This window comes from Janthinobacterium sp. TB1-E2, assembly GCF_036885605.1.
GTDB lineage: Bacteria > Pseudomonadota > Gammaproteobacteria > Burkholderiales > Burkholderiaceae_D > Janthinobacterium > Janthinobacterium aestuarii.
In genome coordinates, this window is record NZ_CP142523.1 from 1,292,530 (window position 1) to 1,308,100 (window position 15,571).

The following is a 15,571-nucleotide window of genomic DNA, read 5'->3' on the forward strand; positions in this document are numbered from 1 at the left end:
GGCTCCGTAATGACACAACTCACGGTGCCGGAATTTCAGCATCGCACGGTGCTGCTCGATGAAGCGGTCGATGCCCTCGACCTGACGGGCGACCGCGCGCACGGCGTTTACGTCGATGGCACGTTTGGCCGCGGCGGCCATAGCCGCTTGATTTTGTCGCGCCTGGCCGATGACGCGCGCCTGATCGGTTTCGACAAGGATTTGCAAGCGATTGCCACGGCCGAGCAGATCGCCGACCCCCGTTTCCAGATCGTCCATGACAGCTTTGCCACCATGACGGCCAGCCTGGCCGAACGCGGCGTGCGGCAGGTGGACGGCATTTTGCTCGACCTGGGCATCTCGTCGCCGCAGGTTGACGACGCGGCGCGCGGTTTCAGCTTCCGCAACGACGGACCGCTGGACATGCGCATGGATACCACGCGCGGCATCTCCGCGGCCGAATGGCTGGCGGTGGAAACCGAGCAGAATTTAGAGAAAGTGATACGCGATTATGGGGAAGAACGGTTTGCTTTTCAGATTGCAAAGGCGATTGTTGCTGGCCGGGCAGTCCAGCCAATTTCAAGCACACGACAGCTTGCCGGCATCGTGGCAGGCGCCGTCAAGACCCGCGAGAAGGGTAAGGACCCCGCTACCCGCACCTTTCAGGCCATACGCATTTTCATTAACAAAGAGCTCGAGGATCTCGAGATCGGCCTGAACCAGGCGTATGCCTGCCTGGCGCCCGGCGCGCGCATGGCCGTGATCAGCTTTCACTCGCTGGAAGACCGCATGGTCAAGCGCTTCTTCGCCTCGAAGGCGAACGTGGAGCAGCCTGACCGCCGCCTGCCGATCCGCGCGGTCGACTTGCCGCAGCCGGAAATGAAGCTGATTTCGAAGATGAAGCCGTCCGACGCCGAGATCGAGGGCAATCCGCGCTCGCGTTCGGCCGTGATGCGCGTGGCGCAGCGTTTGCCGCTGGCCTCCCCTGCAAATGGCGGCGCCCGATGACTGGCAAGCTGTGTGTCGTGCTGTCGGCCCTGCTGGTGTGCTGCGGCCTGTCGCTGGTGAACGCGCAGTATCAGTCGCGCCACCTGCTGATCGACCTGGAACGCGCGCAAGCGCTGTCGCGCCAGCTCGACATCGACTGGGCGCAACTGCAGCTGGACCAGTCCACTTTGGGCAAGCATGAACGCATCGAATCGATCGCGCGGCGCGACCTGAGCATGACGCCGCTGACGGCGGCGCGTACGCAATACCTGACGGAGGGCGAATAATGAAGTTGGGCGGTAATAGCAACGGCCGGGTGGCGGCATCGAAAGGCGTGCCATTCTCGAAGAACCCCGTACTGGCGGTGCGTCTGCCTGTCTGGCGTTCGCGCGTCGTGCTGTTCCTGCTGTTCTTCGCTTTCGCCGGCCTGGGCGCGCGCGCGCTGTGGCTGCAGGGCGTGTCGACGCAGTTCCTGCAAAAGCAGGGCAAGGCGCGCTATGAGCGCACGCTCGAATTGCCGGCCACGCGCGGCAAGATCACCGACCGCAATGGCCAGGTGCTCGCTTCGTCCGTCCCCGTGAAAGCCATCTGGGCCATTCCCGACGACGTGCTGCAGGCGTCGCCCGAAAAAATCAATGCGCTGGCCGGCCTGCTGGAAATGAACGTCAACGAATTGCGCAAGAAGCTCGATTCGGACCGCAGCTTCGTTTACCTGAAACGCCAGGTCGAGATGGACGTGGCCGACAAGATCTCCAAGCTGGGCATCGACGGCATCGACGAGCGCAAGGAATACAAGCGCTTCTATCCGCAGGGCGAAGTGATGACCCACGTGGTCGGCTTTACCAACGTGGAAGACGTGGGCCAGGAAAGCATGGAACTGGCGCAGCAGAAAACCCTCGTCGGCACCACCGGCAGCCGCCGCGTGATCAAGGACCGCCTGGGCCACATCGTCGAAGACATCGGTTTCATCCACGAACCGCATGACGGCAAGGACCTGACCCTGTCCGTCGACAGCAAGATCCAGTACATCGCCTTCACGCAGTTGAAGGAAGCGGTGGAGAAATTCAATGCCAAGGCCGGCGGCGCCGTGGTGCTCGACGTGCATACGGGAGAAGTGCTGGCCCTGGCCAATTACCCGAGCTACGACCCGAACGACCGCCGCAAGCTCACGGGCCAGCAGCTGCGCAATCGCGTCATGACCGATACCTTCGAGCCAGGTTCGACCCTGAAGCCGATCACGGTCTCGCTGGCGCTCGACACGGGCCGGGTCAAGCCGGGCACCCTGATCGACACGGGCCCGGGCCGCTACACCATCGCCGACCGCACGATCACCGACACCAAGCCGCACGGCGTGATCAATGTCTCGGAAATCATCGAGATGTCGTCGAACATCGGTACCTCGAAAATCGCGCTGGGCATGCCGTCGCAGGAAATGTGGGAAATGTTTACCAAGGTGGGCTTCGGCCAGCAGCCGAAATGGGGCTTCCCCGGTGCCGTGGCCGGCCGTGTGCGTCCATACAAATCGTGGCGCCCGGTGGAACAGGCCACCATGAGCTACGGTAACGGCATTTCCGTCTCGCTGATCCAACTGGCGCGCTCTTACATGATGTTCGCGCGCGATGGCGACACCATTCCCCTGTCGTTCCAGAAGGTCAATGAACTGCCCGTGGGCCAGCAGGTGATCAAGCCGAAGACGGCCGCCGAAATGCGCGCCATGCTCGAACTCGTGGTCTCCGGCGCGCACGGCTCGGCCAAGCGCGCCCAGGTTGCCGGCTACAGAGTCGGCGGCAAGACGGGTACCGCCTATAAAGTGGAAAACGGCCGCTATGCGATGCCGCGCAAATACATCGGCTCTTTCGTGGGCATGGTGCCGATGTCGGCGCCGCGCTTCATCATTGCCGTGATGATCGATGAACCGACCGGCCCCGCCCACTATGGCGGCCAGGTTGCCGCTCCCGCTTTCGCGGCGATTGCGACCAACGCGCTGCGCGCGATGAACGTACCGCCCGATTCCTCCGTTACCGAAATCGTGGTCCCGGCCAATGCCGGCCCGGAGGCCATGTGAAGTCACTCATGACCATACAAGACATCAGTTTGTGGATCAAAACGGCTGCCCCGTCCGGGCAGCTGACGTCCGATTCGCGCCGCGTGCAGCGCGGCGACGTGTTTTTCGCCTATGCGGGCGCCACCGATTTCATCGCCGCCGCCATCGAGCAGGGCGCCGCCGCCATCGTGCATGACGCCGTGGAATGGAACGCCGCATGGAGCGAAGTGCCGCACCTGCTGGTCAGCGACCTGAAACGCCTGGCCGGCCCCGTGGCGCATGCTTTTTACGGCATGCCCGACAGCGCCATGTTCAGCGCCGGCGTGACGGGCACGAATGGCAAGACCTCGTGCGCGCTGTGGCTGGCGCAAGCGCTGGCGCGCCTGGGTGAAACATCGTCCGTCATCGGGACGTTGGGCGTCGGCCTGTGCAAGCCGCGCGGCGCCATCGAATTCGACGTCACCGGCTACACGACGCCGGACGCCGTGCTGCTGGCGCGCAAACTGGCCGCGATGCGCGACGCAGGCGCCAAGGCCGTTGCCATCGAAGTGTCGTCGATCGGCCTGGACCAGGACCGCGCGGCCGGCATGCATTTCGATGTCGCCATGTTTACCAATCTGACGCGCGACCACCTCGACTACCATGGCGACATGGCGGCTTACGAGGCGGCCAAAGTCAAACTGTTCGACTGGCCCGGCCTGAAAACGGCCGTCATCAACCTGGACGACCCCATGGGCCTGCGCCTCGTGCGTCACGTGGATGGCAAGCTGTCCGGCGAATATCCCGTCATCGGCTACACCTTGCAGGATGCGGCAGCCTTGCCCGACTTGCCGGGTGTGCTGATGCTGCGCGCCAGCCAGTTCCGCAGCCGCAATGCCGGTACCGACTTCCATCTGGAATGCCCGCTGGGTGTAGCGCTGGTCAAGACGCAGCTGGTGGGCCACTTCAATATCAGCAACGCGCTGGCAGTGCTGGGCGCCTTGCTGGCGCACGGCACCGGCCTGCGCGCGGCCATCGACGGCATCGAATCGCTGCAGCCGGCCCCGGGTCGCATGCAGCAGGTGGGCGGCCAGGAAGCGCCGATGGTCGTCATCGATTACGCGCATACGCCGGACGCGCTGGAAAAAACCCTGGCTGCCTTGCGCCAGGTGGCGCAGGAGCGTGGCGGCCAGCTGTGGTGCGTGTTCGGCTGCGGCGGCGACCGCGATCCGGGCAAGCGTCCGCAGATGGGGGCCATCGCGCAGCTGGCCGATCACGTGCTCGTCACCAGCGACAATCCGCGTAGTGAAGATCCGCACGCCATCATCGCGCAGATCGTCGCCGGCATGCGCGCAGACGGCCCGCAGCCGCAAGCCATCGAAGACCGCGCCGCCGCGATCCTGTCGGCCATCAAGCACGCGGCCAAGCCGGACGTGATCCTGTTGGCGGGCAAGGGCCATGAGCCGTACCAGGAAATCAAGGGCAAGAAACTGCCGTTCTCCGACGCCGACCATGCGCAGCTGGCCCTGTCCGCGCGCCTGACGATGATGAGGACGAACTGATGGATCGCCTGATGCACGCAAGCCTGACGGAACTGATGCCATCGCTGCAAGGTGCGCAGCTGACGGGCGACGCCGTTTTTGACGGCGTGTCCACCGACAGCCGCAGCGCCCCTGCCGGCTCGCTGTTCGTCGCCCTGCGCGGCGAGAGTTTCGACGCGCACGACTTTCTCGATCAGGTGGCCGCGCGCGGCGTTGCCGCCGTGGTGGTCGAGCGCCTGCCTGATGGCTGGGACAGCGGCAAGGTGCCGGCCATCGTGGTGGCCGATACCCTGGTCGCGCTGGGTCGCATCGCCAACCATTGGCGCCGCCGCTTCAATGTACCTGTCATCGGCGTCACTGGCAGCAATGGCAAGACCACCGTCAAGGAGATGATTTCGTCCATCCTGGCCGCGGCCTTTGGCGAAGAAGCGCGCCTGGCTACGCGCGGCAACCTGAATAACGAGATCGGCGTGCCACTGACCCTGTTCCGTCTGAATGAAGAACACAAGGCGGCCGTCATCGAGATGGGCATGAACCATCCGGGCGAGATCGCCCGCCTGGCCGCGATTGCCGCGCCGACCCTGGCGATGGTCAACAACGCGCAGCGCGAACATCAGGAATTCATGCATACGGTGGAAGCCGTGGCGCGCGAGAACGGCGCCGCGCTGGCGGCCCTGTCAGACGACGGCGTGGCCGTCTTCCCGCATGGCGACGAATTCACGCCCGTGTGGCGCGAGCTGGCCGGCGCGCGTGCCGTCATCACCTTCGGCCTGTCGAAAGACGCCGACGTCAGCTGCACGCACCGCGCCGCCGAGGATTTTGGCAGCGACCTGTTCGTCAGCGTGCGCGCGCAGGACGGCAGTCTGCGCCAGTTCTTTGTCGGCTTGCAGGCGGCCGGTGAACATAATGTGCGCAATGCGCTGGCCGCCGTGGCATGCGCCGTCGGCGCCGGCATCGCCATCGAACATATCAAGCAGGGCCTGGAGGCGTTTTCTCCCGTGAATGGCCGTCTGCAGAAAAAACGTGCCGCCAATGGCGCCACCATCATCGACGACACGTATAACGCCAATCCGGATTCGGCGCGCGCGGCCATCGATGTGCTGGCGCAGGCCGCGGCACCGCGCATCCTGGTGCTGGGCGAGATGGGCGAGGTCGGCACGCAGGGGCAGCAGTTCCACGAAGAGATCGGCGCCTACGCCGCCGCCAAAGGCATCGAACACGTGCTGGCGACGGGCGGCCTGGCGCGCCATCTGGTCAATCCGGCGCAAGCTGCCGCGAGCCAGGAATCGGGCACGGTCGTGGAATATTTCGAACAGTTCGACGGTTTGCTGGCGGCGCTCGATGCGCATTTGTCCGGCCGTTCGGATGCAACAGTATTAATCAAGGGCTCCCGTTTCATGAAGATGGAACGGGCCGTGCAGCATTTGATTGGTTCAAACAACAATAACAAGGAAGCTCACTAATCATGCTGCTCTGGCTCGCTCATTATTTCCAGGACGACATTGGCCCACTGCGGGTCTTTAACTTCATCACGTTCCGCGCCGTCTTCGCCACCTTGACGGCGATTTTGATCGGCCTGTGCGCCGGTCCCGCCGTGATCCGCATGCTCACGCGCATGAAGGTCGGCCAGGCCGTGCGTACGGACGGCCCGCAAACGCATCTGAAAAAACACGGCACGCCCACCATGGGCGGTGTACTGATTCTCATCGCCATCGGCATTTCCACCCTGCTGTGGGCCGACCTGTCGAACCGCTTCATCTGGCCGGTCTTGATCGTCACCCTGGGCTTTGGCGCCGTCGGCTGGGCCGACGACTACCGCAAGGTGGTGCACCAGGATCCGGAAGGCATGCGCTCGCGCGAAAAATACTTCTGGCAGTCGCTGATCGGCATCGTCGCCGCGTTTTACCTGGCGTTTTCCGTCTCCGTGTCGGAGCCTGACGCGGGCCACGTGTGGAATCTGATCTACGCCTGGGTGCAGTCGGGCTTCGCCATGGACCTGCCGCCGAAGGCCGACCTGATCGTCCCGTTCTTCAAGACCATCAGCTATCCGCTGGGCGTGTGGGGCTTCATCGCGCTGACCTATTGCGTCATCGTCGGCACCAGCAACGCCGTCAATTTTACCGATGGTCTCGATGGCCTGGCCATCATGCCGACTGTAATGGTCGGCACGGCCCTGGGCCTGTTCGCCTACCTGACGGGTAACGCCACGTATGCGCGCTACCTGTTCATCCCGCACATCCCGGGCGCCGGCGAACTGGTGATCTTCTGCGGCGCGCTGGCCGGTTCCGGCCTGGCCTTCCTCTGGTATAACACGCACCCCGCGAAAGTGTTCATGGGCGACGTGGGCGCGCTGGCTCTGGGCGGCGCACTGGGCACCATCGCCGTCATCGTGCGCCAGGAAATCGTCCTGTTCATCATGGGCGGCATCTTCGTCGTCGAAACGCTGTCCGTGATCATCCAGGTCGTCTGGTTCAAGTACACGAAGAAGCGCTATGGCGCCGGCCGCCGCGTCTTCCTGATGGCGCCATTGCATCACCATTTTGAACAAAAAGGCTGGAAGGAGACGCAGGTTGTCGTGCGTTTCTGGATCATCACCATGATGCTGGTGCTGCTCGGCCTGACCACCTTGAAGCTGCGCTGATGATGTACGACGCTAAAACCGCACTGGTACTGGGCCTCGGCGAATCGGGGCTGGCCATGGCCCTGTGGCTGGCCCGCAGCGGTGCTTTAGTCCGCGTGGCAGATACAAGGGAAACCCCTGAGCGCCTGGCCGTGCTGCAGGCCGCCGTGCCGCAGGCGCAGTTCATCGCCGGCGCCTTCACGGCCGACCTGCTCGATGGCGTCGATTTCGTCGCCGTCAGCCCTGGCCTGGCGCCGGGCCGCGAACTGGCGCACATCGCGCCGGCCGCTGCTGAAAAAAATATCCCCGTGTGGGGCGAGATCGAACTGTTCGCACAGGCGCTGGCCGCCTTGAAGGCGGAACGCGGCTATGCGCCGAAAGTCATCGCCATCACGGGCACCAACGGCAAGACGACGGTGACCAGCCTGGTGGGCCTGCTGTGCGAGCGCGCGGGCCTGGCCACGCGCGTGGCCGGCAATATCAGCCCGGCCGCGCTCGACGTGCTGCGCGAAGTGCTTGACGCCGAACCGGCGCCGCAGCCTGTGGCTGAAGGAGAAGAAGCGGCGGAACCCGTCGCCAGCAGCTTGCCGCAAGCCTGGATCCTGGAATTGTCCAGCTTCCAGCTGCACACGACGTTCAGCCTGCAGGCCGATGCGGCCACGGTCTTGAACCTGTCGCAGGACCACCTGGACTGGCATGGCGACATGGCCACCTACGCAGCCGACAAGGCGCGCATCTTCGGCGAGCAGACCGTGCGTATATTGAACCGCGACGATGCGGCCGTCATGCACATGGCCGATCCGCTGGCCGAGACGATCACCTTCGGCACGGGCGAACCGGTGGACGTGGACAGCTTTGGCCTCGTCAATGAACGCGGCATCTTCTGGCTGGCGCAAGCCGTGCCCAGCGAAGAAGTGATCGAGAAAAAGCGCAAGAAGAACGATCCGGCACCGGAACCGGTGCCGACGATGGCGAAAAAACTGATGCCGGCCGACGCGCTGAAAATCCGCGGCCAGCACAATGCGTCGAATGCGCTGGCGGCGCTGGCCCTGTGCCGCGCCATCGGCTTGCCATTCGCGCCGCTGCTGCACGGCTTGCGCGAATACCAGGGCGAGCCGCACCGCGTGGAGCTGATCACGGCCGTCAATGAAGTCGAATACTACGACGACAGCAAGGGCACGAACGTGGGCGCGACGGTGGCGGCCCTGTTCGGCCTGGGCAAGGCGTTTGGCGGCGCGGAACAGCGTCTGGTGCTGATCGCCGGCGGCGACGGCAAGGGACAGGATTTCTCGCCGCTGGCCGAACCCGTGTCGCGCTACGTGCGCGCCGTGGTGCTGATCGGGCGCGATGCGCCTGCGCTGCGCGCGGCCCTCGAGCCGGCCGGCGTGGACATCGTCGACTGCGCCACCTTGCCGGAAGCCGTCAAGCGCGCCAGCAGCCTGGCGCTGGCCGGCGATGCCGTGCTGCTGTCGCCCGCGTGCGCCAGCCTGGACATGTTCAAGAACTATGCGCACCGCGCGCAGGTGTTTGTCGACGCCGTGCGCGACATCGCCCTGGAAAACGGACAGGATATCTGATGGCCTTCCAACTGCCCTTCAGCTTTGGTTCCGGCTCGGCTGCCAAGCCGCTGGATAGCCGCGCGCGGCAGTCGAAGATGATGGACTACGACAAGCCGCTGGTGTGGGTGGTCCTGCTGCTCATGTTGCTGGGCATGGTGATGGTGTATTCGGCGTCGATCTCGCTGTCGGACGCGCGCAAGTTTGCCGCCTATACGAACAATTACTTTGTCGTGCGCCAGGCGCTGTTCATCGGTATTTCGATCATCGTTGGCGCGCTGGTGTTCCGCATCCCCGTCGCCACCTGGCAAAAGATCGCGCCGTGGCTGTTCATCGGCACCCTGGTGCTGCTGGTAATGGTGCTGATACCGGGCCTGGGCGTGTCGGTCAACGGCGGTCGCCGCTGGCTGAACCTGCCGGGCCTGCGGCCGCAGCCGTCCGAGCTGATGAAGGTGGTGATGGTGCTGTATGCGGCCGACTACACGGTGCGCAAGCAGGAATATATGCACAAGCTGACCAAGGGCTTCATGCCGATGGCGCTGGCCGTGAGCTTCGTCGGCTTGCTGCTGCTGATGGAGCCCGACCTGGGCGCCTTCGGCGTGATCGTCTGCATCGCCATGGGTATTTTGTTTCTGGGCGGCGTCAACGCCATCTGGTTCGGCGGCATCGGCGCCATGCTGACGGCGATCTTCGTCACCATCATCGCCTTGTCGAAATTCCGCCGCGAGCGGTTTTTTGCGTATCTCGATCCGTGGCAGGAAGACAATGCGCTGAACAAGGCTTACCAGCTGACGCATTCCTTGATCGCCTTCGGGCGCGGCGAACTGTTTGGCGTGGGCCTGGGCGGCAGCGTGGAAAAACTGCATTACCTGCCCGAAGCGCATACGGACTTCTTGCTGGCCGTGATCGGCGAGGAACTGGGCCTGGTTGGCGTGCTGATCGTGATCGGCATGTTCTACTGGATTATCAAGCGCGCGTTCGACATCGGCCGCCAGGCGATCGCCATCGACCAGACCTTTGCGGGCCTGACGGCGAAGGGCATCGCCATCTGGATCGGCGTGCAGACCTTCATCAACATGGGCGTGAACCTGGGCCTGCTGCCGACCAAGGGCCTGACCTTGCCCCTGATGAGTTATGGCGGCACGGGCGTACTGATTAACTGTATCGGCCTGGCGATTTTGCTGCGCATCGATTACGAAAACCGGATCCTCATGCGCGGAGGCCGGTTATGAACAACGTGACAAACTTGAAAACGACGAAAAGACTGATGATCATGGCGGCCGGCACCGGCGGCCATATCTTCCCGGGCCTGGCGATTGCGCAGACGATGCGCGCGCGCGGCTGGGAAGTGAGCTGGCTGGGCACGACCCACGGCATGGAGCAGGACCTGGTGCCGAAAAGCGGCATTCCCATGGACGCCATTGCGTTCTCGGGCATGCGCGGCAAGGGCCTGGCGCACACGGTCAAGGGCGGCTTCAAGATGCTGGCCAGCTTCTTTGCCATCCGCCGCTTCATCGCGCGCCGCAAGCCGGACGTGGTGATGGGCATGGGCGGCTACGTCACCGTGCCGGGCGGCCTGATGGCGCGCCTCAAGGGCGTGCCGCTGGTGCTGGTCAATGCCGACGCGGCGCTGCTGCTGTCGAACAAGACCCTGGTGCCGCTGGCGCAGCAGGTGTGCTTTGGTTTCCCTGCCGATTTCGGCAGCGCCGCCGGCAAGGCCGTCGTGACGGGCAATCCCGTGCGCGCCGAGATCCTCGCGATGGCGCCGCCGGCGCTTCGCTTCGCGGGCCGCAGCGGACCGCTGCGCATCCTCGTGGTGGGCGGCAGCCTGGGCGCGAAAGCGCTGAACGACAATCTGCCCGCCGCGCTGGCGCTGATGCCGGAGGGCGAACGCCCGCTGGTGACGCACCAGTCGGGCAAGAAGAATATCGACGCCCTGCATGCCGCGTATGCGCAGGCGGGCGTGCAAGCCAATGTGGTCGACTTCATCGACGACATGGCCAAGGCATATACCGAGGCCGACCTGGTGATTTGCCGCGCAGGCGCCATCACCCTGTCGGAATTGACGGCGGCCGGCGTGGCCAGCGTGCTCGTGCCGCTGGTGGCGTCGACCACCAGCCACCAGCGCGACAACGCGCAATGGATGGCAAAACAAGGCGCGGCGATTCATCTGCCGCAAACGGAAATGAGTGCGGCGTCGCTGAGCACATTGCTGGCGTCCTTGACGCGGGATACCTGCCAGCACATGGCGCAAGCGGCACTGGCAGCAGGCAAGCGCGACGCCAATGAGGCGATCGCACACGTATTGGAAAAACTGGCATGAGGTTAGCTCTGTGAAGCATAAAGTAAACAATATCCACTTTGTCGGCATTGGCGGCAGCGGCATGAGCGGCATCGCCGAAGTGCTGGTCAACCTCGGCTACAAGGTGTCGGGCTCCGACCTGGGCAGCAATGCGGCGACGCAGCGCCTGGCGAGCCTGGGCGCGACCGTCATGCTCGGCCACGCGGCCGAGAACATTGGCGACGCCGATGCGGTGGTCACGTCGGGCGCCGTCCCGCAAGACAATCCGGAAGTGGCGGCCGCGCGTGCGCGCAAGATCCCGCTGGTGCCGCGCGCAGTGATGCTGGGCGAGTTGATGCGTTTGAAACGCGGCATTGCGATTGCCGGCACCCACGGCAAGACGACGACGACCAGCCTGGTCGCTTCTGTGCTGGCGCAGGGCGGTCTCGATCCTACTTTTGTGATCGGCGGCCGCCTGACCAGCGCCGGCGCGAATGCCAAGCTGGGCTCGGGCGACTACCTGGTGGCCGAAGCCGATGAATCGGACGCCTCGTTCCTGAACCTGACGCCGATGATCGAAGTGATCACGAATATCGACGCCGATCACATGGACACCTACGAGCACGATTTCGAAAAGCTCAAGCAGGCCTTCGTGCAATTCACGCACCGCTTGCCTTTCTATGGCCGCGCCATGCTGTGCATCGACGATCCGCACGTGCGCGCCATCATCCCGTCCGTCACCAAGCCCGTCACCACCTACGGTTTCGCGGAAGACGCGCAAGTGCGCGCCATCAACGCACGCGCCGTGGGCCTGGAAATGCACTTTACCGTGCTGCAGGAAGGCTATCCGGACCTGGACGTGGTACTGAACCAGCCTGGCATGCACAATGTGCAGAATGCCTGTTCGGCGATCGCCATCGCGCGTGAAATCGGCATCGCCGACAGCGCCACGCAGCAAGGCCTGGCCGAGTTCTCCGGCGTGGGCCGCCGCTTCACGCGCTATGGCGACGTGGCGCTGCCGAACGGCGGCAGCTTCGCGCTGGTCGACGATTTCGGCCACCATCCGGTGGAAACGGAAGTGACCCTGGCCGCCGCGCGCGCCGCCTATCCTGGCCGCCGCCTCGTGCTGGCGTTCCAGCCGCACCGCTACAGCCGCACGCGCGACCTGTTCGAGGATTTCGTCAAGGTGCTGGGCGCGCCCGACGTGCTGCTCTTGTCGGAGGTGTATGCGGCGGGCGAAGCGCCCATCGTCGCCGCCGACGGCCGCGCCCTGGCGCATGCGCTGCGCGCGCGCGGCAAGATCGAACCGATTTTCGTCGAGTCCATGAAGGACATGGCCGACACCATCATGAGCGTGGCGCGCGACGGCGACGTCGTGCTGACCATGGGCGCGGGCTCCATCAGCGGCATCCCGCAACAACTGACTACGTATCCATCCAACACTGTAAAGGCCTGATGTGAACCAAGCTTCAGCTATCGATGTAAAACAATTGGGCAAGGTTGGCGTCCTGTTCGGCGGCAGCTCGGCCGAGCGCGAAGTGTCGCTGATGTCCGGCACGGGCGTGCTGGCCGCGTTGACAAGCCGCGGCGTGGACGCGCATGCGTTCGACACGGGCGAACGCAGCCTGGCCGAACTGGCCGCTGAAAAATTCGACCGCGTCTTCATCGCGCTGCACGGCCGCTTCGGCGAAGACGGCAGCCTGCAGGGCGCGCTGGAACAGCTGGGCATTCCCTACACGGGCAGCGGCGTGATGGCTTGCGCGGTGGGCATGGACAAGATTTACACCAAGATGATCTGGCTGATGCATCAACTGCCTACGCCGAAGTACGCAGTGCTCGATGACAGCTCCGACCTGGCCAAGGTCGCCGCGGAACTGGGCTTGCCGCTGATCGTCAAGCCGCCGCATGAAGGTTCGAGCATCGGCATCACCACGGTCAACGAGGCATCGGCCTTCCAGGCTGCCTACGATATCGCCGCCGGCCTCGATGATTCCGTGCTGGCCGAGGAATTCGTCAAGGGCCGCGAGTTCACCGTCGCGATCCTGGGCAAGGGCGCCACGGCGCGCGCGCTGCCGCCGATCGAGATCGTCGCGCCGCAAGGCAATTACGATTACCAGAACAAGTACTTCACGGACGACACGCAGTATTTTTGCCCGCCGCAGCTGGACCCGGCAATCGTGGCGGAGATGGAACGCATCGCCGTGGCAGCCTACCGCGCCCTTGGTTGCGAAGGCTGGGGACGGGTGGACGTGCTGATGCGCGCGGCCGACAGCAAGCTGTTCCTGCTGGAAGTCAATACCTCGCCCGGCATGACGGGGCACTCGCTCGTGCCGATGGCGGCGCGCGCGGTGGGCATCAGCTATGAAGACCTGTGCCTGGAAATCGTCGCTGGCGCGCGTCTGAAAATGCACAAGGGACAGCACTGATATGTGGCATGACGCTAAAAGCCTCAATACGACTGCCAACGGCTTGCTGGCCGCGGTTCTGGTCGTGTGCGTGGCCGCCGGCGTCTGGTGGGTGTCGCAGCGTCCCATGTTCGACCTGCGCACGATCAAGGTGGAAAGCGCGGACGACAAGGGCCTGCGCCACGTGAATTACCTGACCCTGCGCAGCGGCACTTTGGGCCGCATCAAGGGCAATTTTTTCACGACCAACCTCGATAGCGTGCGCGGCGTGTTCGAATTGGTGCCCTGGGTACGCCGTGCCAGCGTGCGGCGCGAGTGGCCGAACCAGCTGATCGTGGCGCTGGAAGAACACGAAGCGCTGGGCACCTGGGGCGAGGATGGACGCCTGCTGTCGGTCAAGGGCGACGTGTTTACGGCGAACGTGGCCGAAGCCGAAGACGACCATGAATTGCCTGCGTTTGCCGGTCCCGATGGCAGCGAAAAAGAAGTATTGGCCACCTACGTGCAGCTGGCAAAGTGGTTTGCGCCGCTGAAGATGGTGCCGGAAACCCTGTCGCTGTCGAGCCGCTATGCGTGGACCGTGAAACTGAATAACGGCATGAGCGTGGCGCTGGGACGCGAGCAGAATCATACGACCCTGAAGGCGCGGGTCGACCGGCTGGTGGGCATCTACCCGCAGCTGGCGAGCCGGCTGGAAAATATCGACACGATCGATATGCGCTACCAGAATGGCCTGGCGCTCAGTTCCGCCGGCCTGGTGATACCGGCCGAAGGCAAGGATGGCAAGCCAGTGATCAAGAAGAAAAACAGCAGTCCGATTAAAAAACCGGCTTAACCGAATACCCAATTAATTAATAGCCCAAAAAACTAGGCGAAAGAAATGACAAAAGACGCGAAAAACCTGATCGTCGGCCTCGACATCGGCACCTCGAAAGTGGTGGCGGTGGTAGCCGAAGTGATGTCCGACGGGCGCCACGAAGTGATCGGGCTGGGCCAGCACGAATCGAAGGGCCTGAAAAAGGGCGTGGTGGTCAATATCGAGGCCACGGTGGAGTCCATCCAGCGCGCGCTGGAAGAGGCCGAGCTGATGGCCGACTGCAAGATCCGCAATGTGTACGCGGGCATTGCGGGCAGCCATATCCGCAGCTTCAATTCCAGCGGCATGGTGGCCATCAAGGACAAGGAAGTGACGGCGACCGACGTGGCGCGCGTCATCGAGACGGCAAAAGCGGTTAACATTCCGACCGATCAGCAATTGCTGCACACGGTGCCGCAAGAGTTCATCGTCGACAGCCAGGAAGATGTGCGCGAGCCTATCGGCATGAGCGGCATCCGCCTGGAGGTGAAGGTGCATATCGTCACCGGCGCCGTGTCGGCGGTGCAGAACATCGTCAAGTGCGTGCGCCGCTGCGGCCTGGAAGTGTCGGACCTGATTCTGCAGCCGATGGCGTCCGCCGATGCCGTGCTCACGCCCGACGAGAAGGAACTGGGCGTGGTGCTGATCGACATCGGCGGCGGCACGACTGATGTGGCGGTATTCTCCGATGGCGCGATCCGCCATACGGCAGTCATTCCCATCGCCGGCGACCAGATCACCAACGACATCGCCATGGCCTTGCGTACCCCGACCGCGGAAGCGGAAGAAATCAAGATCCGCTATGGCGTGGCCAAGCAGGTCCTGGCCGACCCCGGCGAATCGCTGGAGGTGCCTGGCCTGGGCGACCGCGGCCCGCGCAACCTGTCGCGCCAGGCGCTGGCGGCAGTGATCGAGCCGCGCGTCGAGGAGCTGTTCGCCATGGTGCACCAGGTGGTGCGCGAATCCGGTTACGAAGGCGTGCTGTCGTCGGGCATCGTGCTCACGGGCGGCACGTCCATCATGCCCGGCATGGTGGAAATGGCGGAAGACATTTTCCTGAAACCGGCGCGCCTTGGCACGCCCGAGTATCGGGGCCAGCTGGCCGACGTGGTGCGCAGTCCGCGCTATGCCACGGTATTGGGCCTGCTGCTTGAGGCGAAGAAGCAATACCTGCGCGGCCACATCGTGACGCGTCAGGACGGCTCGGTGAAGGCAGTCTGGCAGCGCATGAAGGAATGGTTTTTAGGGAATTTTTAAGGGCATGATTTACGCCCGGCAGTACAGGTTTTTTGGCAGCATCGCAGGTACACACACATAACTTAA

The 15,571-nt window shown here is 64.0% G+C and carries 13 protein-coding genes; all 13 read left to right on the forward strand.

What is annotated here, in order from left to right:
* Positions 1-9 precede the first annotated feature (9 nt).
* The 13 genes from rsmH to ftsA are packed head-to-tail and all read left to right on the forward strand — an operon-like array spanning position 10 to position 15,505.
* Positions 10-987, forward strand: coding sequence for a 16S rRNA (cytosine(1402)-N(4))-methyltransferase RsmH (gene rsmH, locus OPV09_RS05910; protein ID WP_338680865.1), 978 nt, complete (start codon positions 10-12; stop codon positions 985-987).
* Positions 984-1,253, forward strand: a complete 270-nt coding sequence (gene ftsL / locus OPV09_RS05915) for a cell division protein FtsL (RefSeq protein ID WP_034748894.1) — start codon at positions 984-986, stop codon at positions 1,251-1,253. The genes rsmH and ftsL overlap by 4 nt, the downstream gene beginning before the upstream one ends.
* On the forward strand, positions 1,253-3,031 hold the full coding sequence (locus tag OPV09_RS05920; protein WP_034748891.1) for a peptidoglycan D,D-transpeptidase FtsI family protein: 1,779 nt from the start codon (positions 1,253-1,255) through the stop codon (positions 3,029-3,031). The genes ftsL and OPV09_RS05920 overlap by 1 nt, the downstream gene beginning before the upstream one ends.
* Positions 3,032-3,039: 8 nt before the next feature.
* The gene (locus OPV09_RS05925) at positions 3,040-4,551 is read left to right on the forward strand and encodes a UDP-N-acetylmuramoyl-L-alanyl-D-glutamate--2,6-diaminopimelate ligase (RefSeq protein ID WP_338680866.1); all 1,512 of its coding nucleotides are present in this window, start codon (positions 3,040-3,042) and stop codon (positions 4,549-4,551) included.
* Between the two features lie 11 nt (positions 4,552-4,562).
* Positions 4,563-5,993 (forward strand): UDP-N-acetylmuramoyl-tripeptide--D-alanyl-D-alanine ligase, encoded by a 1,431-nt coding sequence (locus OPV09_RS05930; RefSeq protein WP_338682235.1) that lies wholly within the window; start codon positions 4,563-4,565, stop codon positions 5,991-5,993.
* 2 nt (positions 5,994-5,995) lie between these two features.
* Positions 5,996-7,171 carry a phospho-N-acetylmuramoyl-pentapeptide-transferase gene (gene mraY, locus OPV09_RS05935; protein ID WP_034748886.1) on the forward strand — a complete coding sequence of 392 codons (1,176 nt, stop codon included), beginning with the start codon at positions 5,996-5,998 and terminating at the stop codon, positions 7,169-7,171.
* Positions 7,171-8,727: a UDP-N-acetylmuramoyl-L-alanine--D-glutamate ligase gene (murD, locus tag OPV09_RS05940; RefSeq protein WP_338680867.1), complete on the forward strand. Its 1,557-nt coding sequence runs from the start codon at positions 7,171-7,173 to the stop codon at positions 8,725-8,727. Before mraY ends, murD begins: the two co-directional genes overlap by 1 nt.
* The gene (gene ftsW / locus OPV09_RS05945; RefSeq protein ID WP_034748882.1) at positions 8,727-9,938 is read left to right on the forward strand and encodes a putative lipid II flippase FtsW; all 1,212 of its coding nucleotides are present in this window, start codon (positions 8,727-8,729) and stop codon (positions 9,936-9,938) included. The genes murD and ftsW overlap by 1 nt, the downstream gene beginning before the upstream one ends.
* Entirely contained in the window at positions 9,935-11,029 is a 1,095-nt protein-coding gene (gene murG / locus OPV09_RS05950; protein WP_083293042.1) for an undecaprenyldiphospho-muramoylpentapeptide beta-N-acetylglucosaminyltransferase, read from the forward strand. Before ftsW ends, murG begins: the two co-directional genes overlap by 4 nt.
* Positions 11,030-11,039: 10 nt before the next feature.
* Positions 11,040-12,443: a UDP-N-acetylmuramate--L-alanine ligase gene (gene murC, locus OPV09_RS05955; protein WP_034748872.1), complete on the forward strand. Its 1,404-nt coding sequence runs from the start codon at positions 11,040-11,042 to the stop codon at positions 12,441-12,443.
* Position 12,444: 1 nt separating this feature from the next.
* Complete coding sequence (locus OPV09_RS05960; RefSeq protein WP_051990971.1) at positions 12,445-13,413, forward strand: D-alanine--D-alanine ligase; 969 nt, start codon at positions 12,445-12,447, stop codon at positions 13,411-13,413.
* 1 nt (position 13,414) lies between these two features.
* Positions 13,415-14,227, forward strand: a complete 813-nt coding sequence (locus OPV09_RS05965; RefSeq protein ID WP_338680868.1) for a cell division protein FtsQ/DivIB — start codon at positions 13,415-13,417, stop codon at positions 14,225-14,227.
* A 45-nt stretch (positions 14,228-14,272) separates the two neighbouring features.
* On the forward strand, positions 14,273-15,505 hold the full coding sequence (gene ftsA, locus OPV09_RS05970) for a cell division protein FtsA (RefSeq protein ID WP_010394955.1): 1,233 nt from the start codon (positions 14,273-14,275) through the stop codon (positions 15,503-15,505).
* Positions 15,506-15,571: the final 66 nt, after the last annotated feature.